The organism is Streptomyces sp. HP-A2021, from assembly GCF_022807935.1.
Lineage (GTDB): Bacteria > Actinomycetota > Actinomycetes > Streptomycetales > Streptomycetaceae > Streptomyces > Streptomyces afghaniensis.
Genome location: NZ_CP094344.1, coordinates 3,449,445 through 3,474,074, shown reverse-complemented (window position 1 = coordinate 3,474,074; position 24,630 = coordinate 3,449,445). Strand labels below are relative to the sequence as shown.

The 24,630-nt window shown below is 71.5% G+C and carries 22 protein-coding genes; 13 read left to right on the top strand and 9 right to left on the bottom strand.

Features of this window, described 5'->3' with window-relative positions; all coding sequences use genetic code 11:
• Positions 1 to 418: 418 nt before the first annotated feature.
• Positions 419 to 1,003: a suppressor of fused domain protein gene (locus tag MQE23_RS15665; RefSeq protein WP_243379416.1), complete on the top strand. Its 585-nt coding sequence runs from the start codon at positions 419 to 421 to the stop codon at positions 1,001 to 1,003.
• Between the two features lie 30 nt (positions 1,004 to 1,033).
• On the opposite strand, the gene MQE23_RS15660 is transcribed toward MQE23_RS15665, so the two are convergent.
• Positions 1,034 to 2,257 (bottom strand): MFS transporter, encoded by a 1,224-nt coding sequence (locus tag MQE23_RS15660; RefSeq protein WP_243379415.1) that lies wholly within the window; start codon positions 2,255 to 2,257, stop codon positions 1,034 to 1,036.
• A 159-nt stretch (positions 2,258 to 2,416) separates the two neighbouring features.
• Here MQE23_RS15660 and MQE23_RS15655 point away from each other — a divergent pair, with 159 nt between their 5' ends.
• The 3 genes from MQE23_RS15655 to MQE23_RS15645 all read left to right on the top strand — a co-directional run bounded on the left by MQE23_RS15655 (position 2,417) and on the right by MQE23_RS15645 (position 4,854).
• On the top strand, positions 2,417 to 3,058 hold the full coding sequence (locus tag MQE23_RS15655; protein ID WP_037667706.1) for a DUF6758 family protein: 642 nt from the start codon (positions 2,417 to 2,419) through the stop codon (positions 3,056 to 3,058).
• A gap of 190 nt (positions 3,059 to 3,248) precedes the next feature.
• Complete coding sequence (locus tag MQE23_RS15650; protein WP_020270848.1) at positions 3,249 to 4,106, top strand: PHP domain-containing protein; 858 nt, start codon at positions 3,249 to 3,251, stop codon at positions 4,104 to 4,106.
• A 142-nt stretch (positions 4,107 to 4,248) separates the two neighbouring features.
• On the top strand, positions 4,249 to 4,854 hold the full coding sequence (locus MQE23_RS15645; RefSeq protein ID WP_150482878.1) for a MarC family protein: 606 nt from the start codon (positions 4,249 to 4,251) through the stop codon (positions 4,852 to 4,854).
• Positions 4,855 to 4,878: 24 nt separating this feature from the next.
• Here the strand turns inward: MQE23_RS15645 and MQE23_RS15640 are convergent, their stop codons facing one another.
• Positions 4,879 to 6,981 (bottom strand): serine protease, encoded by a 2,103-nt coding sequence (locus MQE23_RS15640; protein ID WP_243379414.1) that lies wholly within the window; start codon positions 6,979 to 6,981, stop codon positions 4,879 to 4,881.
• A 135-nt stretch (positions 6,982 to 7,116) separates the two neighbouring features.
• Positions 7,117 to 7,293: a hypothetical protein gene (locus MQE23_RS15635; RefSeq protein WP_167337993.1), complete on the bottom strand. Its 177-nt coding sequence runs from the start codon at positions 7,291 to 7,293 to the stop codon at positions 7,117 to 7,119.
• A gap of 204 nt (positions 7,294 to 7,497) precedes the next feature.
• Between MQE23_RS15635 and MQE23_RS15630 the strand changes: the two genes are divergently transcribed.
• The gene (locus MQE23_RS15630; protein ID WP_243379413.1) at positions 7,498 to 8,391 is read left to right on the top strand and encodes an NYN domain-containing protein; all 894 of its coding nucleotides are present in this window, start codon (positions 7,498 to 7,500) and stop codon (positions 8,389 to 8,391) included.
• Here the strand turns inward: MQE23_RS15630 and MQE23_RS15625 are convergent.
• Both MQE23_RS15625 and MQE23_RS15620 read right to left on the bottom strand, forming a co-directional pair.
• Positions 8,388 to 9,260, bottom strand: a complete 873-nt coding sequence (locus MQE23_RS15625) for an alpha/beta hydrolase (RefSeq protein ID WP_243379412.1) — start codon at positions 9,258 to 9,260, stop codon at positions 8,388 to 8,390. The genes MQE23_RS15630 and MQE23_RS15625 overlap by 4 nt on opposite strands.
• Positions 9,261 to 9,424: 164 nt before the next feature.
• Positions 9,425 to 12,226 carry a DEAD/DEAH box helicase gene (locus tag MQE23_RS15620; protein WP_243382642.1) on the bottom strand — a complete coding sequence of 934 codons (2,802 nt, stop codon included), beginning with the start codon at positions 12,224 to 12,226 and terminating at the stop codon, positions 9,425 to 9,427.
• Between the two features lie 479 nt (positions 12,227 to 12,705).
• Between MQE23_RS15620 and MQE23_RS15615 the strand changes: the two genes are divergently transcribed.
• Positions 12,706 to 13,461, top strand: a complete 756-nt coding sequence (locus MQE23_RS15615) for a ferritin-like fold-containing protein (protein WP_208641468.1) — start codon at positions 12,706 to 12,708, stop codon at positions 13,459 to 13,461.
• Between the two features lie 307 nt (positions 13,462 to 13,768).
• On the opposite strand, the gene MQE23_RS15610 is transcribed toward MQE23_RS15615, so the two are convergent.
• The 4 genes from MQE23_RS15610 to MQE23_RS15595 all read right to left on the bottom strand — a co-directional run bounded on the left by MQE23_RS15610 (position 13,769) and on the right by MQE23_RS15595 (position 15,680).
• Complete coding sequence (locus MQE23_RS15610; protein ID WP_020269806.1) at positions 13,769 to 14,038, bottom strand: hypothetical protein; 270 nt, start codon at positions 14,036 to 14,038, stop codon at positions 13,769 to 13,771.
• A gap of 191 nt (positions 14,039 to 14,229) precedes the next feature.
• Complete coding sequence (locus tag MQE23_RS15605) at positions 14,230 to 14,457, bottom strand: DUF3107 domain-containing protein (RefSeq protein ID WP_010047710.1); 228 nt, start codon at positions 14,455 to 14,457, stop codon at positions 14,230 to 14,232.
• A 135-nt stretch (positions 14,458 to 14,592) separates the two neighbouring features.
• Positions 14,593 to 15,240: a TetR/AcrR family transcriptional regulator gene (locus MQE23_RS15600; RefSeq protein ID WP_020269805.1), complete on the bottom strand. Its 648-nt coding sequence runs from the start codon at positions 15,238 to 15,240 to the stop codon at positions 14,593 to 14,595.
• 215 nt (positions 15,241 to 15,455) lie between these two features.
• Positions 15,456 to 15,680 (bottom strand): hypothetical protein, encoded by a 225-nt coding sequence (locus MQE23_RS15595; protein WP_020269804.1) that lies wholly within the window; start codon positions 15,678 to 15,680, stop codon positions 15,456 to 15,458.
• Between the two features lie 300 nt (positions 15,681 to 15,980).
• Between MQE23_RS15595 and MQE23_RS15590 the strand changes: the two genes are divergently transcribed.
• From MQE23_RS15590 to MQE23_RS15565, 7 genes are all read left to right on the top strand, one after another.
• Entirely contained in the window at positions 15,981 to 17,015 is a 1,035-nt protein-coding gene (locus tag MQE23_RS15590) for an alpha/beta hydrolase (protein WP_243379411.1), read from the top strand.
• 554 nt (positions 17,016 to 17,569) lie between these two features.
• Positions 17,570 to 18,817 (top strand): DUF3152 domain-containing protein, encoded by a 1,248-nt coding sequence (locus MQE23_RS15585; protein ID WP_243379410.1) that lies wholly within the window; start codon positions 17,570 to 17,572, stop codon positions 18,815 to 18,817.
• A gap of 67 nt (positions 18,818 to 18,884) precedes the next feature.
• Positions 18,885 to 18,977: an Ms4533A family Cys-rich leader peptide gene (locus MQE23_RS43660; RefSeq protein WP_020269800.1), complete on the top strand. Its 93-nt coding sequence runs from the start codon at positions 18,885 to 18,887 to the stop codon at positions 18,975 to 18,977.
• Between the two features lie 219 nt (positions 18,978 to 19,196).
• The gene (locus tag MQE23_RS15580) at positions 19,197 to 20,915 is read left to right on the top strand and encodes an ABC transporter substrate-binding protein (RefSeq protein ID WP_243379409.1); all 1,719 of its coding nucleotides are present in this window, start codon (positions 19,197 to 19,199) and stop codon (positions 20,913 to 20,915) included.
• A gap of 4 nt (positions 20,916 to 20,919) precedes the next feature.
• Entirely contained in the window at positions 20,920 to 21,930 is a 1,011-nt protein-coding gene (locus MQE23_RS15575; RefSeq protein ID WP_243379408.1) for an ABC transporter permease, read from the top strand.
• Positions 21,927 to 22,925 carry an ABC transporter permease gene (locus tag MQE23_RS15570; RefSeq protein ID WP_243379407.1) on the top strand — a complete coding sequence of 333 codons (999 nt, stop codon included), beginning with the start codon at positions 21,927 to 21,929 and terminating at the stop codon, positions 22,923 to 22,925. Before MQE23_RS15575 ends, MQE23_RS15570 begins: the two co-directional genes overlap by 4 nt.
• Positions 22,922 to 24,544, top strand: a complete 1,623-nt coding sequence (locus tag MQE23_RS15565) for an ABC transporter ATP-binding protein (protein WP_020269796.1) — start codon at positions 22,922 to 22,924, stop codon at positions 24,542 to 24,544. Before MQE23_RS15570 ends, MQE23_RS15565 begins: the two co-directional genes overlap by 4 nt.
• The last annotated feature ends 86 nt before the right edge of the window (positions 24,545 to 24,630 follow it).

Genomic DNA, 24,630 nt, shown 5'->3' with positions numbered 1-24,630 from the left:
GACAGGTGGAACTACCCGGAATGAGGACGTTGGGACTGATGATGTTTGGCACGTCCACAAAGCGGGGAGCACCGCACCGTCGCGGTGGCGAGTCTCGTTACTGATTCAGCTACTGAGGCAGATCAGGCAAAGCGAAACGAAGCGCTCTTCCGCGTGAAGCGAGTGCGAGAGGTGGCGACCAGCCAGAGCCAGAACAGCTACGTCAGCGGCGGGAAGAGCGTGGTGCTACTGCACGGTCGACTTCGGTCCATTGCAGTCCCACCTCCTCCGGCCGGTCCCTCGTAAGGGAGTTCCTTCGGCGTCGGGGCTTGATCGCGACGCTTCTGCGTGCTGCCCCGAACCACCGGGCAAGAGTATCAGCCGCCCGACGTGTCAAGGCCCTTGTTTGCCCGCTACTGACGAGTTCTATGCTCGCCGCATGGCAAATGTTCTTCCTCTGGTCGAGGCCCGGTTGCGTACCGCGCTGGGCGAACCGGACGGGCGCGCGGCGGTCACCTTTCTGGGCACGGACCGCATCGAGGTGCTCCGTTTCCAGGAGGGGGAGATCGTCCGCTACGCCACGCTCGGCATGTCCGCGCACCCCATGACGGACCCCACGACGGTGGTCGCCGACCCGGTCAGGGGGCCGCGCGCCGAGCTGGTCCTGTCGGTGCGTGCCGGGTCGGCCGACACCGACAAGGCGCTCCGGCCGCTCGCCGTACTCGCCGCGTCTCCGCAGGTGGAGGGCCTGGTCGTGGCTCCGGGAGCCTCGCTCGACGTCGGCGAACCGCTGTGGCCCGGCGCCCCCTTCACCTCGGTCCTGGTCGCCGAGCCGGGCGGTCTGGTCGAGGACCTGGAACTCGACGAGCCCCTCGACCCCGTGCGGTTCCTGCCGCTGCTGCCGATGACGCCGAACGAGGCCGCCTGGAAGCGCGTGCACGGCGCCCAGGCGCTCCAGGAGAGGTGGCTGAACCAGGGGACGGACCTCCGGGATCCGTCCCGGAAGTCCGTCCCGCTGGAGTGAGGAAGCTCACCAACCCTTGGCCGTAAAGCATCAGTTGGCGAAGACGGCGACACCGTCCTCGGTCGCGTGCTTCGGCTCCAGCTCCTCGGCTTCGTGCGTGAGCGCCTTCCGCCGTACGACGACCACGAGTGCGCCCACGACCGCGGTGACCGCTGCCACGACGAACGGGATGTGGAGGTCGGTCCACTCCTCGATCTTCGGCGCGAAGTAGGGAGCGGCCGCCGCCGCGAACCAGCGCACGAAGTTGTAGCCCGCGCTCGCCACCGGCCGGGGCGCGTCCGAGACGCCGAGGGCCAGCTCGGTGTAGACGGTGTTGTTCACGCCGATGAAGGCGCCGGACAGGATCGTGCAGACCACGGCGGTCGTGTGGTCGCCGTAACCGAGTACGAGCACGTCGGCCGCGAGCAGTACCAGCGAACCGCCGAGCACCTTCAGCGAGCCGAACCGCTTCTGGAGCCGCGGTGCCACGATCACCGAGAAGACGGCGAGCAGCACGCCCCAGGCGAAGAACACCGCCCCCGACCGGTACGGGCTCATGTTCAGCACGAACGGGGTGAAGGCCAGCACGGTGAAGAACGTGTAGTTGTAGAAGAACGCCGAGACCGCCGCCGAGGCGAGGCCGCCGTGGCCCAGCGCCTTGACCGGGTCCAGGAGCGAGGTCTTGCGGGCCGGCTTCGGCTGCTCCTTCAGGAACACGGTGATGCACAGGAAGCCGATCGCCATCAGGAACGCCGTACCGAAGAACGGGTAGCGCCAGCTGGCGTCGCCGAGCAGGGCGCCCAGCAGCGGTCCGCACGCCATGCCGAGGCCGAGGGCCGACTCGTACAGCAGGATCGCCGCCGCGCTTCCGCCGGCCGCCGCGCCGACGATGACCGCGAGGGCCGTCGAGACGAACAGCGCGTTGCCGAGACCCCAGCCGGCCCGGAAGCCGACCAGTTCGCCGACGGATCCGGAGGTGCCCGCGAGGCCGGCGAACACCACCACGAACGCGAGGCCGAGCAGCAGCGTCTTCCGGCCGCCGATCCGGCTGGAGACGAAGCCCGTCACCAGCATCGCGACGGCGGTGATGAGGAAGTACGAGGTGAAGAGCAGGGAGACCTGGCCGGCCGTGGCGTGCAGACCCTGGGCGATGGACGGCAGGATCGGGTCGACGAGTCCGATGCCCATGAAGGCGACGACCGACGCCCCGGCGGTCGCCCACACGGACTTGGGCTGCTTCAGGAGGCCGCCCGCTCCGGCGTCGAAGGGGTCCATTGCTTGCTCCCTTTCCCGAACGGAAGTAGTTGGTATTTACACATACTAAGTTAGCTAGGCTAATTAATGCAAGGGGCACCTAGTGTGGGGGTGAAGGGTTCCGTCCGGTTGGGTGATCGTCCTTGACGCGACGGGGCGGGGGTAGGACCGTGGGGCCCTATGAGGGGCGAACCCAGTTGCCCGAAGTGCGGTGGCCGGGTCAGGGCTCCCGGCCTCTTCTCCGACTCGTGGCAGTGCGATGTGCACGGCACCGTCCATCCGGTGCAGCCCGTGATACCGCCCAGCGTCGACGCCCTCAACGTCGTGGTGCACCGCACCCGGGTGCCGGTGTGGATGCCCTGGCCGCTGCCGGTCGGCTGGCTGTTCACGGGCGTGGCCTGCGCGGGGGACGACCGCACGGGTGGCCGCGCCACGGCCGTGGCCTGCACGGGGCCCGGGCCGCTCGGCGGGATGGGTGAGCTGATCCTGGTGGCGGAGGAGCTCGGCGTCGGACTCGGTGCGCGGTACGCGGGCATGGACGGTCCGGATCCGGGGCCGTACATGGACGTCGGGAAACCGGCTCAGGCGAAGGTTCTCGCCGCCGGGCGTCCGACTCCGCTGTGGCATGTGTCCGGTGCGCCGGACGATCGTGCGGTTTTCGCCGGTGAGGCGCTCGGGATGTGGCTGTGGGCGGTCGTGTGGCCGGAGCAGTCGGGGTTGTTGATGTACGACGAGTTGGTGCTGGCGGATCTGCGTGAGGCAGGGGCGGAGGTGGAGCTGGTGCCGTGTGGGGCTCTGTCGCCGCGACTGCTTCAGCCGTAGTGCCCAGGGGGCGGGGCTTCGGGTGTGCGGGCGGCTGCCGGGGGGTCTGTGGGTCGTCGTGCGGTTCCCGCGCCCCTTGGGGGCGTTGCTGTAGGGGGCGCTTGGGGGGTTCGGGTGTGACAGGGGTCGTCGAAAATCTGGTTATCCTTGAGCAGCCCTGCTCGTCCCGTCAGTGTCTGGAGTCCGCGTCGTGCGTATCGATCTGCACACCCACTCCACCGCTTCCGACGGTACGGACGCTCCGGCCGAGCTGGTGCGGAAGGCCGCCGCGACCGGGCTGGACGTCGTCGCGCTGACCGATCACGACACCACCCGTGGCCACGCCGAGGCGATCGCCGCGTTGCCCGGGGGACTCACGCTGGTCACCGGAGCGGAGCTCTCCTGCCGGCTCGACGGCATCAGCATGCACATGCTGGCGTACCTCTTCGACGCCGAGGAACCGGCGCTGCTAGCCGAGCGCGAACTGGTCCGGGACGACAGGGTGCCCCGGGCGCAGGGCATGATCGCCAAGCTTCAGGAGCTGGGCGTGCCCGTGACCTGGGAGCAGGTGGCGCGGATCGCCGGTGACGGGTCCGTCGGGCGTCCGCACGTGGCGACCGCGCTCGTCGAGCTGGGCGTCGTGCCGACCGTCAGCGACGCCTTCACCCAGGACTGGCTCGCCGACGGCGGCCGGGCCTTCGTGGAGAAGCACGAGACCGACCCCTTCGAGGCGATCCGGCTGATCAAGGGCGCGGGCGGGGTCGCGGTGTTCGCGCACCCCGGTGCGAGCAAGCGAGGGCGTACGGTGCCGGAGGCCGCGATCGCCGAGATGGCCGCGGCCGGGCTGGACGGCGTCGAGGTCGACCACATGGACCACGACACGGATACGCGAGCGCGGCTGCGGGGGCTGGCCAAGGAACTGGGGCTTCTGGTGACCGGGTCCAGTGACTATCACGGCAGCCGGAAGACGTGTGTGCTCGGGGAGTACACGACGGATCCCGAGGTGTACGGGGAGATCACACGGCGGGCCTTCGGGGCGTTTCCGGTGCCCGGGGCCGGCGGGGTCTGAGGTCTCTGTCCTGTAGGTCCGTCTTTCAGGCACCCGGCGTTGTCGGCTGTGCCCACGCCGTTCCGCCGTGCGGAACGCCTGCCCACAGCGGTTGCGGACGCCCGCTGCCCACCCTCAGTACTCCCGCAAGGCCATCACGCTCATGTTCGATCTCGCCGTTTTCGGCTCCCTGTTCCTGACCCTCTTCGTCATCATGGATCCCCCCGGGATCACCCCGATCTTCCTCGCGCTCACCGCCGGACGGCCCGGCAAGGTGCAGAAGCGGATGGCCTTCCAGGCCGTCTGTGTCGCCGGTGGTGTGATCACCGTGTTCGGGCTGCTCGGGCATCAGATCCTGAACTACCTGCACGTGTCCGTGCCCGCGTTGATGATCGCGGGCGGGCTGCTGCTCCTGCTGATCGCCCTCGATCTGCTGACCGGCAAGACGGACGAGCCGAAGCAGACCAAGGACGTCAACGTCGCTCTCGTGCCGCTGGGCATGCCGCTGCTGGCCGGGCCCGGGGCGATCGTGTCGGTCATCCTCGCCGTGCAGAAGGCCCACACGGTCGCCACGCAGGTGTCCGTGTGGACGGCGATCCTCGCCATCCACGTCGTGCTGTGGCTGGTGATGCGCTACTCGCTGGTGATCATCCGGATCATCAAGGACGGCGGTGTGGTCCTGGTGACGCGGCTCGCGGGCATGATGCTGTCCGCGATCGCCGTGCAGCAGATCATCAACGGGGTCACGCAGGTGATCCAGGGGAGCTGAGGCGCCGGCTGAGGCGCCGCCGCGTCAGGCGGGGCGGGTGAGTACGGTGCCGATCTCCCTGGCCGGTCCCGTGTGGGCGAGGTACTCCTCGATCTTGTGCGCGCGGTCCCGGCCGTTCTGGACGGCCAGCTGCGTGAGCTTGCCCCACCGCTCGTCCTCCAGGGGGCAGCCGACGGCCACCGCGTCGGTGGGGCACCAGACGTTGACCCAGTCGCGGACCTTCGGCGGCCGGTGCGGGCCGCGGGCGAGGAGCCGCTCGTTGACGCCGTCCAGCCCGAGCGGACTGCCCGCGGTGACCAGCAGTACGGGGTCGAGGCCCTCCGGGAGCCGGTTCAGCAGGTCCATGCCGACGACCGTGCCCAGGCTGTGCGTGACCAGCACCAGCTCGCCGGTGGCGGGCATCGTCTCCAGGACGCTGTCCAGCACGGCCTGCCGCACGGCACTGTCGCCGAGGTACAGGTCGACGTCCCGCAGGAACGTGGCGATGGTCCACTCGTCCAGGTCGGACCGGGCGGCGAGCCAGCTCAGCGGCCGGTGCAGTGCGCCGACCAGCCCCGCCCCGAAGCCCTCCGTGGCCGCCGGCCCGTTCTGCGGCATGCCGGCCCGGGCGGCCGCCTCGTAGAGCAGCTGCTCGTAGGAGCCGGTGGGTGACTCGGCGGCGAAGACCTCGGCGGCAGCGGCGGCGCTCACCTCGTCGAGTCCGACGGCCCGGGCCGTGCTCTCCCGCCCGGTCACGAGGTCGGCCAGTCTCGTGCCGTAGAACGGGAACCACACGTCCTCCGGGTGGACCGTGGGCAGGGCGGCGAGCGTGAGGCCCTGGTTCAGGCCGGACGTCCAGCTCCGCCGGAGGTCCTCGGGCTCCTTGCTCTGCTGGTCCCTGCCGTGCAGGAAGACCAGGTGCCGACGGCCGCCGAAGGCGGTGCCGCGGGCCGGGCGTCCCTTCTTGGGGCTCCGTGTCCCGGGCGTCCGGGTCTCGCTCTCGGTCATGGCCGCCGTCCCGGGGACGTCCGGGGCCGACGGGGTCGTGATGCCGGATACGCCCGGCATCACGCTTCTTTCCGGCTGGGTCGCGAGCGCGGCCGTGCTCCGGTCCAGGCCGGAGTCCGGGCCCATCTCGGCCAGCAGCGCACGGCGCCCGGGGTCGAGGTCCAGCCGGGCCAGATGCTTCAGGATCGAGCTGATGCGGACGCCCTCGTTGGCGGCCCAGTCGATCGCGTCGTCGCCGTCGCCCTGGCTCCAGGGCCGGCCGTCCTTCCGCAGGACGCGGCCCTGGTCGTCCTTCTTCGGGACGCCGCTGTGGTGCAGGGCCACGACCTCCCACTGGTCGTTGAAGACGGGGGAGCCCGAGTTACCGGGGCGGGTGTCGGTCCGGTAGTGGACGAAGTCGTCGAGCCGTACCAGCACCGCGTTGTCACGCAGAACGATCTCCTTGAGGCGCCCGTCCGGGTGACCGATGATGTTCACCTTCTCGCCGAGCACCAGCTTGCCGAGCTGCACGCTGAGCCGGTTCCAGCCGAAGACCTCGCCCGGCGGGCGGCCGTCCTGGGTGGGCACGACCGCCACGAGGGCGAAGTCCAGCCGCTGGTCCGCGGCGAAGAAGGTCCCCGGGTCGAGCTCCATGCGGACGGCGGTGTCGGGGACGTTGTCGACCGTGACCTGGGCGTTGAACTCCGCGAAACACCGGCGGGCGAAGCCCTCGTCGGGCAGCACGTGGTGGTTGGTCATCAGCAGCCGCGGCGAGACCAGGAAGCCGGTGCCGTGCGGAAGCTCGCGGCCGTCACGGCGCAGCGTGATCCGGGCGACCGTGGCTCCGGCCCTGACCCCGCGCGGCAGGAAGCTCCAGGCCTGGAGCTCGTTCGACAGGTCGATGATGCGTTCGTTGGCCTGGGGCAGATCCATGGCCTCGCCGCGGATGTCCGCCACCACCGCCGAGGGCGACAGACCGCCCCGGTCGAGGATCCGGTCGGCGCGTACGGCGAGCGCGTCCGGATTGTCCGGGAACCGCACACCGGCCGCGATCCGGCCTTCGACCCGCTCACGCTCCGCGGCGGAATCCTCGTACCGCTGCGCGGCCTCGGCTGTGGCCCGTTCGTGCAGTTCCTCGTTCGACCGGCCCATGACGGACATGCGGTCCACCGTCCTGTTCTCTGTCTCGCCGTCCCCCTCAGCCAGTACGCCCCCCACCAGGGAGGTCCGCAACAGCAAAGCCCCCGCACGGCCGATGGCGTGCGGGGGCTTCGAAGTGTGGGAGAGCGGCGCGCGTTACGAGGCCGTGGTCCCGGCCGGGCGGATCCAGAGGCGCTGCCCTGTGGCGGCGGCCTGCTGAACGATGCGGTTGACGGAGGCGGCGTCCACGACGGTCGTGTCCACGGGCGTGCCGTCGACGTCGTCGAGGTGCATGATTTCGAAGCGCAAGGGCTTCTCCCTTCGTCTGGTCATCCTCCTGAGGAGAACTACTTGGTGGTCGGCCCACGAGGCAGCGGTGCCCGGTGTTCCGTATGGGTCAACCGCACAGGGCGGCTGAAACATTCCCTACGCTAAGGAAATTTTTCGACCGGCTAATTACTGAGTCGTAAGGCTGTCGTTACGGGACCGACCGGGACCGGTTGTGTTCGCAGCGTGACCGCCGGGACAATGGAGGTGATGAACGACGACCTCGCGGCCCTGAGCGCCCGCATCGACCGCACCAACGAGCTGCTCCAGCGCATGCTCGCCGAGGTGGCGAAGACACCCTCGACCCATGCGATCTTCGTCGATGCCGGGTACCTGTACGCGGCCGCGGGACGGCTCGTCACCGGTACGGAGGACCGCCGGGCCTTCGACCTCGATGCCGAGGGCCTGATCGACGCGCTCATCGACAAGGCCCGCACGATCTTCGCGGACAGCAGGCTGCTGCGGGTCTACTGGTACGACGGCGCCCGCCGCCGCATCCACACGGCGGAGCAGCAGAGCATCGCGGAACTGCCGGACGTCAAGGTGCGGCTGGGCAACCTGAACTCCAACAACCAGCAGAAGGGCGTCGACTCACTCATCCGCACCGACCTGGAGTCCCTCGCCCGGCACCGCGCCATCAGCGACGCGGCCCTGCTCGGCGGCGACGAGGACCTGGTGTCGGCGGTGGAGGCGGCCCAGGGGTACGGCGCCCGCGTGCACCTGTGGGGCATCGAGGCGCCGGAGGGCCGCAACCAGGCGGAGCCCCTCCTGTGGGAGGTCGACAGCCAGCGCACCTTCGACCTCGACTTCTTCAAGCCCTACGTCTCCCGCCGCGCAGCCCCCGCCTACGAGGCGACCGCGGGCCGGCCCACCCGTGAGGACGTGCGGTTCGTGGGCGCGCAGATCGCGGCGAAGTGGCTGGCGGCCCGCGGCCGGGACACCCTGGTCGAGCTGCTGCCCGGCCACCCCTACCTGCCCGGCTCGGTGGACCAGGACCTGCTCGTGGAGGCGGAGGGCCTGTTGCAGTACTCGCTGCGCGGCCAGGCGGACCTGCGGCGCGCACTGCGGGACGGCTTCTGGGAGCACCTTCAGACGCAGTACTAAGGCGTGCGGGTCCCGTCCCAGAAGTCGGCGAGGGCGTGGGCGGTCGGCAGGGGCTGGTCGGCGCCCGGGGAGTGCTCGGCTCCCGGGATGACCGTGCGGTGCGCGTTCAGCCGTACGGCCATGTCGTCGAGGATCGCCACCGGCCAGGTGTCGTCGTGCGCGCCCGACAGGACGTGGAACGGCAGGGGCACGGCGGCGAGTTCGTCGACCCGGTCCGGCTCGGTGCACAACTGGCGGCCGGTCGCGAGAAGTTGGGCGGGGCTGTTGCCCAGCCAGCGGCGGCGCAACTGCTCCGCGTCGCCGGGACCGCGAGCGGGCCCGCCCACCTCCTCCGGCGGTCCCATGGCCTGGATGGCCTCCCACACCTGCTCCATCGACAGCACGGCGAGCGCGTCCCGCAGCACCTTCACGCGCTGCTGCTGCGAGACGGAGATCTCCGCCGGGCCGGACGAGACCAGGGTGAAGGAGAGGAAGGGGGAGTGGTCGAGCAGCACGGCCGCGCGCGCGATCTGCCCGCCGAGCGAGTGCCCCACGAGGTGCACGGGTACGCCGAGCGCCTCGGCCTGCGCGAGCACGTCCCGGGCCAGTTCCCGCTGGGCGTAGGCGGATTCGTCGTCCACGGGGCCGTCCGACTCGTGCTGCCCCCGCCCGTCCACGGCGACGACCCGGTACCCGCGCTCCGCGAGCGGCTCGTGGAGCAGCCTGAAGTCCTCCTTGCTGCCGGTGAATCCGGGCAGCATCAGGGCGACTCCCCTGACCCCTGCCCCCGCCTTCGGTGACGAGTCGACGACGGCGAACTCGCCCCGGGTGGTGCGCAGGGGGTATGCGCGGGCGCCCGGGGGTGGGGTGAAGGTGGCTTGCCTGGTCACGGGGTGAGGGTAGCGGGTGGGGCGGGGCGGCGGGCCGGTAGTGGGCTGGTGGTTGGGGTGCGCCGGTGGGTGGCGGCCGGTGGAGACGCGGGCGGGCCGCGCTCGGGGGCAATGCCGATGGCCCGGCCCCCACACGCGGTGGGGGCCGGGCCATCGAGGGAGTGTCAGCCCTCCGTGGGCTCCGCGGCGGCCGTGGCCTTGCGGGTGCGGCGGGCCTTCGGCTTCGCCTCGATCGCGTCGTCCGCGACCTCGGCGGAGGCCGTGGCGGCCGCTGCCGACTTCCGCGTGCGACGCGGCTTGGCGGCCTCCGGCTCCTGCCCGGCCTGTGCCGGGATGTCGGCGGGCTCGGTGACCTTGCGGGTGCGGCGGCGCGGCTTGGCTTCCGTGCCTTCGGCCGTGTCGGCGGCGGCTTCGGCCGCTGCGGCGGTCTTCCGCGTGCGACGCGGCTTGGCCTCGGCGGTCTCGGCATCCGCGGCAGCGGCGGCCGTCTTCCGCGTACGGCGCGGCTTCGCCTCGGTCGCCTCGGCCGTGTCGACGCTCGCCTCGGCCTTGGCCGTCGCCTTGCGCGTACGCCGCGGCCTGGCCTCGGCGGCCTCCGGCTCCTGAGCCGACTGGGCCGGGATCCCGGCACCGACGGTCTCGGCGGACTCGGCGGTCTCGACGGCCTTGCGGGTGCGGCGGCGCGGCTTGGCTTCCGTGCCTTCGGCGGTGTCGGCGGCGGCTTCGGCTGCTGCGGTGGTCTTCCGCGTGCGGCGGGGCTTGGGCTCGGTGGCCTGTGCTTCGCCTGCGGTGTCCTCGGTCGCTGCCGTGGCCTTGCGCGTACGCCGGGGCTTCGCTTCGGCGGTCTCGGCCGTGTCGACGGCGTCCTCCGCGACGGCGGTCGCCTTGCGCGTGCGGCGCGGCTTGGTCTCCGTGCCTTCGGCGGTGTCGGCGGCGGCTTCGGCTGCTGCGGTGGTCTTCCGCGTGCGGCGGGGCTTGGGCTCGGTGGCCTGTGCTTCGCCTGCGGTGTCCTCGGTCGCTGCCGTGGCCTTGCGCGTACGCCGGGGCTTGGCCTCGGCGGTCTCGGCCGTGTCGGCGGCGTCCTCCGCCGCGGCCGAGGCCTCGGACTTGGCAGCCGTCTTGCGGGTGCGGCGGGGCTTCGTCTCCGTCGGCTCCGGTGCGGACTCGGTGGCGGTGGTTCCCTCGGCCGTGTCTACCGCCTGCTCGGCCGCGGAGGCGGCCGTGGTCCTGCGGGTGCGGCGGCGCGGCTTGGCCGCAGGCGCCTCGGGCTGTTCGGCCACCGGGGCGGCCACGACCGGTGCGGCATCCGCGTCCGCGTCCGCCGGGGTCGTTGCAGCCGCCGACGGCGTCACCGCGGTCTCCACCGCCGGCGTCTCCACCGGCGTCTCCGACCTGCGCGTACGGCGCCGGCGCGGCTTCGCCGCCTCCGTGCTCGTGCCCTCCGCCGTCGCCACGGCGTTCTCCGCCGGTGCGGACGCGGGGGACTCGACCGCAGTGACCGGCGCCGACTCGGCTGCCGAGGCGCCGCCGCGGGTGCGGCGACGGCGACGCGGGGTGCGAGGAGCCGTCACGGCCTCCGCCTCGGCGGAACCGCCCGTGACCGTGGTGTCCGGAGCCGCGGTGCCGGCGGACTCCGGTGCGCCGTCCAGCGGCGTCCCGCCGCGCGTACGGCGGCGGCGTCGCGGCGTACGGGCCGAACGCTCGTGGTCGGCCGACGGGGACTCGTCCCGGCCGCCGCGGCCGCGGCCTCCGCGCCCGCGCGGTCCCCGGCCGCCGGTCTCGCCCAGGTCCTCCAGCTCCTCCGCGTCCAGCCCGGCGCGCTTGCGCTCCGAGCGCGGCAGGACGCCCTTCGTGCCCTCGGGGATGCCGAGGTCGGTGAAGAGGTGCGGGGAGGTGGAGTACGTCTCCGGCGGGTCGTTGAAGCCCAGGTCCAGCGCCTTGTTGATCAGCTGCCAGCGCGGGATGTCGTCCCAGTCGACGAGCGTGATCGCGATGCCCTTGGCGCCCGCGCGGCCCGTACGGCCGATGCGGTGCAGGTACGTCTTCTCCTCTTCCGGCGACTGGTAGTTGATGACGTGCGTGACGCCCTCGACGTCGATGCCGCGCGCGGCGACGTCGGTGCAGACGAGCACGTCCACCTTGCCGTTGCGGAAGGCACGCAGGGCCTGCTCGCGGGCGCCCTGGCCCAGGTCGCCGTGGACCGCGCCGGAGGCGAAGCCGCGCTGCTTGAGCTGGTCGGCGAGGTCGGCCGCCGTGCGCTTGGTGCGGCAGAAGACCATCACCAGCCCGCGGCCCTCGGCCTGAAGGATGCGCGCGACCATCTCGGGCTTGTCCATGTTGTGCGCGCGGTAGATGAACTGCTTGGTGTTCGCGACCGTCTTGCCCGCGTCGTCCGGCGCCGTGGCGCTGATGTGCGTGGGCTGCGACATGTAGCGGCGGGCCAGTCCGATGACAGCGCCCGGCATGGTCGCCGAGAACAACATCGTCTGGCGCCGGACCGGCAGCATGTTGATGATCTTCTCGACGTCGGGCAGGAAGCCCAGGTCGAGCATCTCGTCGGCCTCGTCGAGGACCAGACACCTGACGTGCTTCAGGTTCAGCTTCTTCTGCCCGGCGAGGTCGAGCAGCCGGCCCGGGGTGCCGACGACCACGTCGACGCCCTTCTTCAGGGCCTCGACCTGGGGCTCGTAGGCCCGGCCGCCGTAGATCGCGAGGACACGCACGTTGCGCACCTTGCCCGCGGTCAGCAGGTCGTTGGTGACCTGCGTGCACAGCTCGCGCGTGGGGACGACGACGAGCGCCTGCGGGGCGTCGGTGAGGTCCTCGGGCTCGGCGCGTCCGGCCTCGACGTCGGCGGGGACGGTGACGCGCTCGAGGAGCGGGAGGCCGAAGCCCAGCGTCTTGCCGGTGCCGGTCTTGGCCTGGCCGATGACGTCCGCGCCCGAAAGGGCCACGGGGAGCGTCATCTCCTGGATGGGGAAGGCGGTGGTGATGCCGACGGCCTCCAGGGCCTCGGCGGTCTCGGGGAGAATTCCGAGCTCTCGGAACGTCGTAGTCAGGGTGCTGCCTCTTCTGTGTGGGCGGCGCGAGGCGAGCGCGGGGGTCTTGTCGGACCGTGCCGGGGACGTCGGCTGCCTACGGGCGGGCCGTAGAGCACGGGACCGCGCCGACGCTCTAGCGCTCATGCCGCTGAGGGTGTCCCCCTCCGGGTCTCGTACGCACTGTGGCGGACGGCCGGGGGAGGCTGTCGGGTCGGAGCCGATCGGGCCACCGACCGGGCATCCTCATACGTGCGGCCTGTCGAGGTACGTCGACGTACCAGCAGGCGCATTACCACCATACCCCGGAATCCCGCACACGCGACGGCCGATTTGGTCACGTAGTCGTCGTCACACTGATTGACCAGGGCCTTACGCCTTCCGGCGGGCGGGCTATTGTGCGCTTCATGACGAGCTCTGACAAGCCTGAGAACGCCTCGGACACCACCGCCACCCCGGCCGAACACACCGGAGTCGCCGCCCGGGACTGGGCGACGGCCTCAGCCGACCCGCAGTACCGCGCCGCTGTCGTGGACCTGCTCGGTGCGCTCGCGTACGGCGAACTGGCGGCGTTCGAGCGGCTCGCGGAGGACGCCAAGCTGGCGCCGACGCTGGAGGACAAGGCGGAGCTGGCGAAGATGGCGTCGGCCGAGTTCCACCACTTCGAGAGGCTGCGCGATCGGCTCGCCGAGATCGGGGAGGAGCCGACGCGGGCGATGGAGCCGTTCGTCGCGGCCTACGACGGGTTCCACAAGCAGACGGCCCCCTCGGACTGGCTGGAGGGCCTCGTCAAGGCCTACGTCGGCGACTCCATCGCCAGCGACTTCTACCGGGAGGTCGCGGCCCGGCTGGACTCCGACTCCCGCGGTCTGGTGCTGGCCGTGCTCGACGACACCGGGCACGGCGGCTTCGCCGTGGAGAAGGTGCGTGCCGCGATCGACGCGGACCCGCGGGTGGGCGGGCGGCTCGCGCTGTGGGCACGGCGGCTGATGGGCGAGGCCCTGTCGCAGTCCCAGCGGGTGGTCGCCGACCGGGACGCGCTGTCGACCATGCTGGTGGGCGGCGTCGCGGACGGCTTCGATCTCGCCGAGGTCGGCAAGATGTTCTCCCGGATCACCGAGGCGCACACCAAGCGGATGGCCGCGCTGGGCTTGGCCGCGTAGCGCTCCGCACCGGGGTGGGCTTGGCCGCGTGGCGCTTCGCACAGGTGGTTCCGGTCGCGTGGCGCTGCGCGCCGACGTGATCCCGGCTGCGTGGCGCTTCGCGCCCGGGCGGTTTCGGCTGCCGGGCGCTTCGCACAGATGGTTCCGGTCGCGTGGCGCTCGCGGAGGTGGTTCCGCTCGGAATGGCGTTCCGCGCACGGTGGCTCAGCAGCAGGTGGGCGTGGCCCGGGCCCTCGCCGCCGCTGTGTCGCGGCTGCGGGCCGGTGCCGGCCGGGCGCGCAGGTCTCCGCGCGCCTGACGGCTCCGGCTACGCCGTCGCCGATCGTCGGCGCAGCCGGCCCGCGGGGCGCAGCAGCAGCGACAGCGAGGCCACCGAGACGATCACCGCGCCGAGCAGCACCACCAGCAGGTGCCCGGCCTCCAGTGCGCTGTGCATGACGAAGGCCCCGAAGAGGGCGCCCGCGACGCCGGTCGACAGGACCAGGGGGCGGGCCGGGAGCCGGTGCGCCAGGCGATGCGTGGCCGCCCATGACAGAGCCAGGCCGAGAATCGCGGAACTCAGCGCTTCCAGGAGCATGTCGAGGTCCCTCCCACATGGCCGGCTGCCCAAATCGGTCGTAGCCCGTCTTACCCCTGACCTGCGCAATCCAACCCACTTCTGTGGGTGAACCGTGCTCCATCCGTGGAGGAACCCGTGCGCCGTACGCGAACGGGAACGCGAACGGGGCGGGTCGGCCGACAGCCGTCCCGCCCCGTTCACGCATGCGCCTACAGAGCGCCGAAGCCCACCTTGCGCGGGGCCGGCTCGCCGATCTCGATGTACGCGAGACGGTCGGCCGGGACCAGGACCTTGCGGCCGTGCTCGTCCACGAGGGTCAGCAGCGGCGACTTCCCGGCCAGCGCCTCGGACACCGCCCGCTCGACCTCCTCGGCACTCTGACCGCTCTCCAGAACGATCTCGCGGGGCGCGTGCTGCACGCCGATCTTGACCTCCACGGCTATGTCCCTCCGACGGTCAGTGATGTGCGCGACCTTCCGCGCCGTACGCAGCACACATTAGCCCGGTGAGGGGACCGGCATGCTCCGCCCGAGAACGCCACGAGCGAACAGCGGGCGGGAACAAAGCCGCCGTCAGTGGTGCTGCTGGTCGGTTCCGTGCAGCGGGAAGCCCGCGATGCCGCGCCACGCCAGCGAGGCGAGCAGCTGCACGGCCTGGTCGCGCGGCACGCTGCGGTCGCTGTGCAGCCAGGACCGCGCCACCACCTGGGCGAGGCCGCCCAGGCCCGAGGCGAGCAGCATCGACTCCGCGCGCGACAGGCCCGTGTCCTCGGCGATGACGTCGCAGATCGCCTCCGCGCACTCGTTGGTGACCTTGTCGACGCGCTCGCGCACGGCGGGCTCGTTCGTCAGGTCCGACTCGAAGACCAGGCGGAAGGCGCCGCCGTCGTCCTCGACGTACGCGAAGTAGGCGTCCATCGTCGCCCGGACGCGCTGCTTGTTGTCGGTCGTCGACGCCAGCGCGTTCCGTACGGCCTGGATGAGCGACTCGCAGTGCTGGTCCAGCAGCGCGAGATACAGGTCGAGCTTGCCCGGGAAGTGCTGGTAGAGCACCGGCTTGCTGACGCCGGCGCGCTCGGCGATGTCGTCCATCGCGGCCGCGTGGTAGCCCTGGGCCACGAAGACCTCCTGGGCGGCGCCCAGGAGCTGGTTCCGTCGGGCACGGCGTGGCAGGCGTGTGCCCCGCGGGCGAACCGCCTCTGTCTGCTCGATGGCTGTCACGCCGCCTCCCATAGTCGTCCACGTGCGGATCTGGCCGCGTCGCCATCGTACTTTTCGGTAACCCTCGTGTGCGCGGTGAGAACGCAGAATTTCACGGACCGGACGGTTATGAAAGCGGTTGAGAACGTTTCAAACAGGTTCAGAGCGGGCAAAATGCGGCTCCTTTCCTGCCCGGTGGCTCGGTGCTGTTCCTCGTCGCCACCCGGCGGCGTACGTCACCGGTAGTCGTCCTCGTCGAGAGAGACGATCCGGGCCTGCTCCACCAGGTCGGCCTCATTGGCGCGGTCCGGGTCGACACCGGTCAGCGGGTCGTCGCGGTTCGGTGCGACGTCCGTGTGCTGCTCGGCCGCGTCGACCTCGGGGGCCTCGACGTCGTACTCCGGCGTCTCCGACGCCTCCTCGGCCTCGAAGGTCTCCGGGTCGGTGGGGTCTACGGCCATGCTGGGCTCCCTTCCTACGAACGTCCCTGGGAATGCAGGGGCCACACGCGGGTGCCCTCTCTACGAGCCTAGGAGACACCCGATCCGGACGCTATGCGATCCGCGTCCGGGACGTGACGCAGTGCGCATCCCGTTGGCTGCTTCTCATCTGCCCTGCCTTTCCCAGGTGCCTCCCCGTTCTCGGGTGCCTTTCCTTCTCCGCGCCTTCCCCGTCTCGGCCTCATGTGCCCGCCCCACATGGCCGATTCCTGTGACGGCGAACACATGAGCCACTACGTGATCGTCTCGTAACATTGCCGCATGTCTTCGACCGAGCTGCCGTTCGTGCCGCCCGCCAATGTGCTGCCGAAGGTGGCGGCCGTCAGGGTCGCCGAGGGCGAGCGGCTCAGCTCGGTCGAGCTGCCGGGGGTCACGCTGGCGGTGCGGTCGCGGCCCCCCGCGCGCCAGGGGCTGGCTCCCGCGCTGTACGTGCACGGACTCGGGGGTTCCTCGCAGAACTGGTCGGCGCTGATGCCGCTGCTCGACGACGTCGTCGACAGTGAGGCCCTCGACCTGCCGGGTTTCGGCGACTCCCCGCCGCCGGACGACGGCGACTACTCGGTCACGGGGCACGCGCGCGCGGTCATCCGTTACCTCGACGCCACCGGTCGCGGCCCCGTGCACCTGTTCGGGAACTCGCTCGGTGGCGCCATCACCACCCGTGTCGCCGCGGTACGGCCCGATCTGGTCCGTACGCTCACGCTCGTGTCGCCCGCTCTGCCCGAAATCCGAGTGCAGCGCACCGCCGTGCCCACAGCGCTGCTGGCGGTGCCCGGTGTCGCGCCGCTCTTCACCCGGCTGACCCGCGAGTGGACGGCGGAGCAGCGCGTCCGTGGCGTGATGGCGCTGTGTTACGGGGATCCGGGGCGGGTGACGCCGGAAGGATTCAGCAACGCCGTGCACGAGATGGAGCGGCGGCTGCGGATGCCGTACTTCTGGGACGCCATGACGCGTTCCGCGCGCGGGATCGTGAACGCGTACACCCTGGGTGGCCAGCAGGGACTGTGGCGCCAGGCCGAACGCGTTCTCGCGCCGACCCTCCTCGTCTACGGTGGGCGTGACCAACTCGTCGGCTTCCGGATGGCCCAGAAGGCGGCGCGGGCGTATCGCGACTCGCGGCTGGTGACGTTGCCGGACGCGGGACACGTGGCCATGATGGAGTACCCGGAGACGGTGGCCATGGCGTTCCGTGAACTCCTCGAAGACGCGGGGGAGTCCGGCGAACGGCGAGCGAAGCGAGCTCGCACGGACGAGGCCGTCGACGAAGCAGGCACCGACGAGAGCATGGGGGGCTGAGGCGCGACGTGGGACGCCACAGCCGCCGTGGGCCGGTCGCCAAGGGCGACACCGCGGACACAACCGCAGTACGGGACGGTCGGACCGGGTCGGGACAGGGGTCCGGTCAGGGCCAGGCAGCGGACACGAGCCGGGGAGGCCGGACGGCCCCGCCCCGGGCCGCGTCGCAGGGCGGCCGACCGCAGCCGGGTGCGGGTCCGCGCCGGGTGCCGGGGCCTCGGCCCGCGACGGTGGACGGGACGCCGGCGCAAGGGGCGCCTGAGCGCGGAACGTCTGCGCACGGGGCGCCTTCGCACGGCACGCCCGCGCAGGGGATGCCGCGTCTTCCGGACGGCTGGTTGCCGGACGGTACGCCCGTGCACGGCGCTCCGCGCCTGCCCGACGGCACACCGGCGCGCGGGCTGCCGCGTTTCCCTGACGGTACGCCGGCGCGGGGTGTTCCCCGGCTGTCTGACGGGACCCCGGCGCATGGTGTTCCGAGGTTTCCCGACGGGACCCCTGGGCAGGGTGGTCCGCGGCTTCCGGACGGTACGCCGACGCATGGTGTTCCGCGGTTGCCCGACGGGACCCCGGCGCGCGGCATTCCGAGGTTTCCCGACGGGACTCCCGCGCACGGCGTTTCCCGGCTCCCGGACGGTACCCCCGCGCGCGGGGTGCCCCGGGTTCCCGATGGGACTCCCGCGCACGGGTTCCCCCAGGCCCGGGGAGGGCATCCCGAGCAGCGCGAAGCCGGGGGCGGCTGGGGCGAGTTGAGGGGTAGTGGCGGTGCTCCCATACCGCGGCAGCGACGGGCTTCCGGCCCCGGGCCGCGGCAGGAGTATCTCGACGCCTTCGGCGAGGAGGACGACGTCTTCGCACCCCGTACGCCCGCCTCCGCACACGCGGCGGACGCCTATGCCTGCGTCTCGGACTGGAACGCCGGCGCCCCGGCCGGAATCCGCTCCGACGATGACGATGACGACGACGTGGCGCCCACGGGCACGCCCGCCCCGGTCAGGGGCGCCAAGGGCCGTGCCTTCACCGGCATCGCTGCCGCCGCCGTCACCACCGTGCTGGCCGTGATCGTCGCCGGACAGGTCACCGACGACCCCGGCGGCTCCGGCGTGCAGTCGCAGTCCGCCACCGACCAGGCCCGCGACCTCCGGGGCTCCTCGTCCCGCGCGGACGGCCGGGCGCCCGTGCCGGACCCCGGCGCGAAGCCGCTGACGTACGACGAGAAGATGGGCAGGACGTACCCGCTCGGCGCCAAGCTCAAGGGCTCCGGGAAGTTCGACGCCGTGCCCGGCATCGCCGAGGCGCCGGGTGCGGGGCAGAAGTTCACCTACCGCGTGGACGTGGAGCAGGGGCTCGGGCTCGACGCCGAACTGTTCGCCGAGGCCGTGCAGAAGACGCTCAACGACCAGCGCAGCTGGGCCCACAACGGCGCACGTACCTTCGAACGGATCTACTCCGGCAAGCCCGACTTCGTGATCACCCTCGCCAGCCCGGGCACCACCGCCGACTGGTGCGCCAAGTCCGGTCTGGACACCACCGTGGACAACGTCTCCTGCGACTCGGCCGCCACCGAGCGCGTGATGATCAACGCCTACCGGTGGGCGCAGGGCTCGGAGACGTACGGCGACGAGATCCACGCCTACCGGCAGATGCTGATCAACCACGAGGTCGGCCACCGCCTCGGCTACGGCCACGTCACCTGCGACAAGGACGGCGGCCTCGCCCCGGTCATGCAGCAGCAGACCAAGTTCCTCGACCACGACGGCATCCACTGCCGCGCCAACCCCTGGCCGTACCCCGGGAGTTGACAGGCGTCACAGGGGCCGGCCCACGTACCGCGTTGACATGCGCCGGAAGTTCGTTCATATTTCTCGCATGTCGCCCCGTCACGTCTCCGTTCGCGCCGCCATCGAGCTGGCGCTCATCGGCGTGACCTCGCTCTGCGTGGCCGACATCCACTGTTGCTGACGCCCGCCCCAGGCGCGCGTCGCGAAATCTCACGTTCCCCGTGACCCCGTCACGTTCCCTGTGACCCCGTCACGTTCGCTGTGACTTCGTCACGTTCTCGTGGCCCTGACACGGCTTCTTCGACGACCCGGCGCCCGGGCAGACGTGTGTCCAGCTACGTCTCACCGTTCGTCAACTCGTCTCGCGATCCGAGACGTCATCCGAGAGGTCGTCATTCCGATGCGCCAACCGTCCGTCACAGCGCGCCGCGTGGCCGCGGCATCCGTCAGCTTGGTCCTGGCGGCGGGTGCCGCCGCCTGCGGCCCGGAGGACAACGATGCCAAGGGCGTCGGCGGCGACTCCACGCCTCACAAGGGCGGCACCCTCACCGTCCTGAACGCCGGTCCCCAGCAGGACTTCGACCCGGCGCGCCTGTACACCTCCGGCGGCGGCAACGTCCCGTCCCTGGTCTTCCGTACGCTCACCACCCGCAACCGCGAGAACGGCGCCGCCGGCACCCAGGTCGTCCCCGACCTCGCCACCGACACCGGGCGCCCCAGCAAGGACGCGACGGTGTGGACGTACACCCTGAAGAAGGGGCTCACGTACGAGGACGGCACGCCGATCACCTCGGCCGACATCAAGTACGGCATCGAGCGCTCCTTCGCCCCCGAGCTCTCCGGCGGCGCTCCCTATCTGCGGGACTGGCTGGTCGGTGCCGCCGGCTACCAGGGCCCGTACAAGGACAAGAAGGGCCTCGACGCGATCGAGACGCCGGACGACCGGACCATCGTCTTCCACCTGAACAAGCCCGAGGGCGAGTTCCCGTACCTCGCCACGCAGACGCAGTTCACGCCCGTCCCGAAGAGCAAGGACACGGGCACGAAGTACGAGGAGCACCCGGTCTCGTCCGGGCCGTACCGGGTGGTGCGGAACGAGAACGACGGTGAGCGGCTGGTCCTGGAGCGCAACACGCACTGGTCCGCCGCGACCGACGCCGAACGCAAGGCCTACCCGGACAGGATCGACGTACGGTCCGGGCTCGACTCGTCCGTGATCAACCAGCGGCTGTCCGCGTCCCAGGGCGCGGACGCCGCCGCCGTCACCACGGACACCAACCTCGGCCCGGCCGAGCTGGCGAAGGTCAGCGGCGACCAGGACCTCGCCTCACGCGTCGGCACCGGACACTTCGGCTACACGAACTACCTCGCGTTCAACCCGGCCGTCAAGCCGTTCAACGACGTCAAGGTACGGCAGGCCATCTCGTACGCCATCGACCGGTCGTCCGTGGTCAACGCCGCGGGCGGGTCCGCGCTGGCCGAGCCCGCCACCACCTTCCTGCCGCACCAGAAGTCCTTCGGATACACGCCGTACGACCTCTTCCCGGCGGGCAAGGCCGGTGACCCGGCCAAGGCCAGGCAGCTGCTGAAGGAGGCCGGCCACCCGAACGGGCTCACCGTCACGCTGACGCACTCCAACGCCAAGGACTTCGAGACCAGCCCGGAGATCGCGACCGCCGTCCAGGACGCGCTGAAGAAGGCCGGCATCACGGTCAAGCTCCAGGGCCTGGAGGAGAACGACTACTCCGACAAGATCCACGACGTGAAGACCGAGCCGGGCTTCTTCCTCGCCCACTGGGGCGCCGACTGGCCCTCCGGCGGTCCCTTCCTCGCCCCGATCTTCGACGGCCGCCAGATCGTCAAGGACGGCGCGAACTTCAACACGGGCCAGCTGAACGACAAGTCGGTCAATGCCGAGATTGACGCGATCAACAAGTTGACGGATCTTGACCAGGCTGCCAAGAGGTGGGGTGCGCTGGACAAGAAGATCGGCGAGAAGGCCCTGACCGTCCCGCTGTTCCACCCCGTCTACAAGCGCCTGTACGGCGAGGACGTCAAGAACATCGTGATCAGCGACTGGACCGGTGTGCTGGACATCTCGCAGGTCGCGGTGAAGTGACGCCGTGAGTGAGGTACTTCTCGCCACCGGGGCGATCGGGACGGACACCTCCGCCCCGGCTGCCTCGGGGGCCCGTCAGTTCTGGCGGCGGCTGCGCACCCAGCGCGCCGCCCTCGTCGCGGCCGGAGTCGTCGCGCTGCTCGTCCTGGTCGCCCTCGCCGCACCGCTGCTCACCGCCCTCGAGGGCCAGGACCCGACCACCTACCACCCCTCCCTGGTGGACTCCGCGCGCGGGGGCGTGCCCATCGGGCCGCTCGGCGGCATCAGCGGCGACCACTGGCTCGGCGTCGAACCGCAGACCGGGCGCGACCTGTTCGCACGGCTGACGTACGGCGCGCGCGTGTCGCTGGGCGTCGCGCTGGCGGCGACCGTCGTGCAGGTCGCCATCGGGATCACCCTCGGTGTCGCGGCGGCGCTCGGGAAGCGATGGGTTGATCAACTGTTGAGCCGGTTCACGGACATCATCGTCGCCATGCCGCTCATGATCATGTCGTTGGCGCTGCTCGCGATCGTGCCGTCGAGCTTTCCGCGGCCGGTGCTCGTCGCACTCGTCATCGGCCTGATCGGCTGGGGCAACATCGCCCGGATCGTGCGCGCGCAGACGCTCACCCTCAAGGAGCTCGACCACGTCTCCGCGGCCCGGCTCAGCGGCTGGGGCACCTGGAGCATCGCCCGCCGCGAGTTGCTGCCCGGGATCGCCGCGCCCGTCATCACGTACGCCGCGCTGCTCGTCCCGTCGAACATCACCGTCGAGGCCGCGCTGTCCTTCCTCGGCGTCGGAGTGAAGCCGCCGACGCCCTCCTGGGGGCAGATGCTCACCGCCGCCGACGTCTGGTACCAGGCCGCCCCGCAGTACCTGCTGCTGCCCGCGGGCGCGCTGTTCGTCACGGTGTTCGCCCTCACGGTCCTCGGCGACGGGGTCCGCACCGCCCTCGACCCCCGCGCGGCCTCCCGGCTGCGCGTCGGGACGGGACGCAGGCGGGAGTCCAAGGCGGCCGAGGGAGGCAGGGCATGAACGGCTTCACCGGTTTCGTCCTGCGCCGGACCGTCGGCACCGCGGTCACCCTGCTCGCCATCTCGGTGATCGTCTACGTCGTCTTCTACGCCACTCCCGGCAACGTCGCCCAGATCACCTGCGGCCCGCGCTGCTCACCGGAACAGGTGCACCAGGTCGCCCGTCAACTGAACCTCGACGACCCGCTGTTCCTGCGGTACTGGCAGTTCCTCCAGGGCCTCGTCGCCGGCCAGGACTACTCGACGGGTACGTCCGTGCAGCACTGCTCCGCGCCTTGCCTCGGCCTGTCGTACCAGAGCGACCAGCAGGTCACGCAGCTGATCTGGGCGAAGCTCCCGGTCAGTCTGTCCCTGGTGGCGGGCGCGATGGTGCTCTGGCTGCTCCTCGGCGTCGGGACCGGCGTGCTCTCCGCGTGGCGGCGCGGGCGGTTCTCCGAGCGCGTGCTGACCGGTGTCACCCTCGCCGGCACCGCCACCCCGGTCTTCGTGATCGGGCTGGTCCTGATGATCGTCGTCTGCGGGGAACTGCGGCTGCTGCCCTTCCCGCAGTACGTCGCCCTCACCGACGACCCCGAACAGTGGGCGTGGAACCTGTTGCTGCCCTGGCTCTCGCTGGCCCTCATCGAGGCCGCCGCGTTCGCCCGGCTGACCCGGGCGTCGATGCTGGAGACGCTGGCCGAGGATCACATCCGCACTTTCCGCGCGTACGGTGTCGGCGAACGGTCGATCGTCGGGCGGCACGCGCTGCGCGGGGCGTTCGCGCCGGTCATCGCGCTGAACGCCAACAACGTCGGCTCGGCGATCGGCGGCGCGGTGCTCACCGAGACGCTGTTCGGCCTGCCCGGCATCGGACAGGAACTCGTCCATGCCGTCAATGTGGTCGACCTGCCGGTCGTGGTCGGCATGGTCCTCGTCATCGGATTCTTCGTGGTCCTCGCCAACGCCGTCGCGGACGTGCTGTACGCGGTGGCCGACCGACGGGTGGTGCTGACATGAGCCTGGTCGAAGTGACCGGCCTCCGCGTGGACTTCGGCGAGCTGCGTGCCGTCGACGGCCTCTCCTTCCGGCTGGAGCAGGGCGCCGCCCTGGCCCTCGTCGGCGAGTCCGGCTCCGGCAAGTCGACCGTGGCGTCCGCCCTGCTCGGCCTGCACCACGGCACGGGAGCGCGGGTCGGGGGCTCGGTCCGGGTGGCCGGCACCGACGTGCAGCGGGCCTCCGACGAGGAGTTGCGGCGGCTGCGCGGCGGGCAGGCCGCGATGGTGTTCCAGGATCCGCTGTCCTCCCTCGATCCGTACTACGCGATCGGAGACCAGATCGCCGAGGTGTACCGCGTCCACGCGCGCGTGTCCCGGCGTGCGGCACGCGCGCGTGCGGTCGACGTCCTCGACCGGGTGGGCATCGCGGACGCGGCCCGGCGGTCGCGTTCCCGGCCGCACGAGTTCAGCGGCGGCATGCGCCAGCGCGCCCTGATCGCCATGGCGCTGGCCTGCGAGCCCCGTCTGCTGATCGCCGACGAGCCGACGACCGCCCTCGACGTCACCGTCCAGGCCCAGGTCCTCGACCTGCTGCGCACGCTGCGCGAGGAGACCGGCATGGGCCTGCTGCTCGTCACGCACGACGTGGGGGTCGCCGCCGAGAGCGTCGACGAGGTGCTGGTGATGCGGCACGGGCGGGCGGTCGAGCACGGCCCGGTGTCGAGCGTGCTGGGCGCGCCGGCCCAGCCGTACACCCGTGAGCTGCTGGCCGCGGTCCCGCGGCTGGACGCGCCGAGGGCCGGCTCGACGGCCCCGGAGAAGGCCGTTCTGGAGGAGGCAGCCCCGCAGGGGGCCGTCCTGGAGGCGACCGGACTCAGGCGCGAGTTCGGGCGGGGGAAGCGGGCGTTCACGGCGGTGCGTGACGTGTCGCTGACCCTGCGCCGCGGCGAGACCCTCGGCGTCGTCGGCGAGAGCGGCAGCGGCAAGACCACCCTGGGGCGCATGCTCGTCGGGCTGCTGGAGCCGACGGCGGGGGAGGTCCGGTACGAAGGCCGCCCGCACACGGGCGTGAACCCGGCCGTGCAGATGGTCTTCCAGGACCCCGTCTCCTCCCTCAACCCCCGCCGCAGCGTGGGCGAGTCCATCGCCGACCCGCTGCGCGCGCGGGGTGAGCGGGACGAGGGGCGCATCCGGGAGCGCGCGGCGGAACTGCTGGAGCGCGTGGGGCTCGAAGGAGCCCACTACGACCGCTATCCGCACGAGTTCAGCGGCGGGCAGCGCCAACGCGTCGGTATCGCCCGGGCCCTCGCGGCCGACCCGCGCGTCATCGTCTGCGACGAGCCTGTGTCGGCCCTCGACGTCACCACCCAGGCGCACGTGGTCGCCCTGCTCGGGGAGCTGCAACGCGAACTCGGCCTCGCGCTGGTCTTCGTCGCGCACGACCTGGCCGTCGTGCGCCAGGTCAGTGACCGGGTCGCGGTGATGCGGCAGGGCAGGATCGTCGAGGAGGGGCCCGTCGACGAGGTGTACGGGTCGCCGCAGGACCCGTACACCAGGCAGCTGCTGGCCGCCGTACCGGCGCTCGATCCGGAGGCCGCCGCGCGACGCCGGGCGGAGCGACGGGAGTTGGCCGCGGCATGACGATCCGTGTCCGGTTGATCTCCTAGCGCGACGGAACGCGATCCGCACGGGAAAGTTACGACCGTTCACCCCTTTTGGTGGCGCGA

Bases quoted from the DNA above. Each gene is read 5' to 3' on its own strand.
- MQE23_RS15580 (WP_243379409.1), top strand. From the start codon at position 19,197: ATGCGCCAACCGTCCGTCACAGCGCGCCGCGTGGCCGCGGCATCCGTC.
- MQE23_RS15665 (WP_243379416.1), top strand. From the start codon at position 419: ATGGCAAATGTTCTTCCTCTGGTCGAGGCCCGGTTGCGTACCGCGCTG.
- MQE23_RS15640 (WP_243379414.1), bottom strand. From the start codon at position 6,981: ATGTCCGTCATGGGCCGGTCGAACGAGGAACTGCACGAACGGGCCACA.
- MQE23_RS15615 (WP_208641468.1), top strand. From the start codon at position 12,706: ATGACGAGCTCTGACAAGCCTGAGAACGCCTCGGACACCACCGCCACC.
- MQE23_RS15595 (WP_020269804.1), bottom strand. From the start codon at position 15,680: ATGGCCGTAGACCCCACCGACCCGGAGACCTTCGAGGCCGAGGAGGCG.
- MQE23_RS15610 (WP_020269806.1), bottom strand. From the start codon at position 14,038: ATGCTCCTGGAAGCGCTGAGTTCCGCGATTCTCGGCCTGGCTCTGTCA.
- MQE23_RS15590 (WP_243379411.1), top strand. From the start codon at position 15,981: ATGTCTTCGACCGAGCTGCCGTTCGTGCCGCCCGCCAATGTGCTGCCG.
- MQE23_RS15635 (WP_167337993.1), bottom strand. From the start codon at position 7,293: ATGACCAGACGAAGGGAGAAGCCCTTGCGCTTCGAAATCATGCACCTC.
- MQE23_RS15620 (WP_243382642.1), bottom strand. From the start codon at position 12,226: ATGACGCTCCCCGTGGCCCTTTCGGGCGCGGACGTCATCGGCCAGGCC.
- MQE23_RS15565 (WP_020269796.1), top strand. From the start codon at position 22,922: ATGAGCCTGGTCGAAGTGACCGGCCTCCGCGTGGACTTCGGCGAGCTG.
- MQE23_RS43660 (WP_020269800.1), top strand. From the start codon at position 18,885: ATGTCGCCCCGTCACGTCTCCGTTCGCGCCGCCATCGAGCTGGCGCTC.
- MQE23_RS15630 (WP_243379413.1), top strand. From the start codon at position 7,498: ATGAACGACGACCTCGCGGCCCTGAGCGCCCGCATCGACCGCACCAAC.
- MQE23_RS15570 (WP_243379407.1), top strand. From the start codon at position 21,927: ATGAACGGCTTCACCGGTTTCGTCCTGCGCCGGACCGTCGGCACCGCG.
- MQE23_RS15645 (WP_150482878.1), top strand. From the start codon at position 4,249: ATGTTCGATCTCGCCGTTTTCGGCTCCCTGTTCCTGACCCTCTTCGTC.
- MQE23_RS15655 (WP_037667706.1), top strand. From the start codon at position 2,417: ATGAGGGGCGAACCCAGTTGCCCGAAGTGCGGTGGCCGGGTCAGGGCT.
- MQE23_RS15660 (WP_243379415.1), bottom strand. From the start codon at position 2,257: ATGGACCCCTTCGACGCCGGAGCGGGCGGCCTCCTGAAGCAGCCCAAG.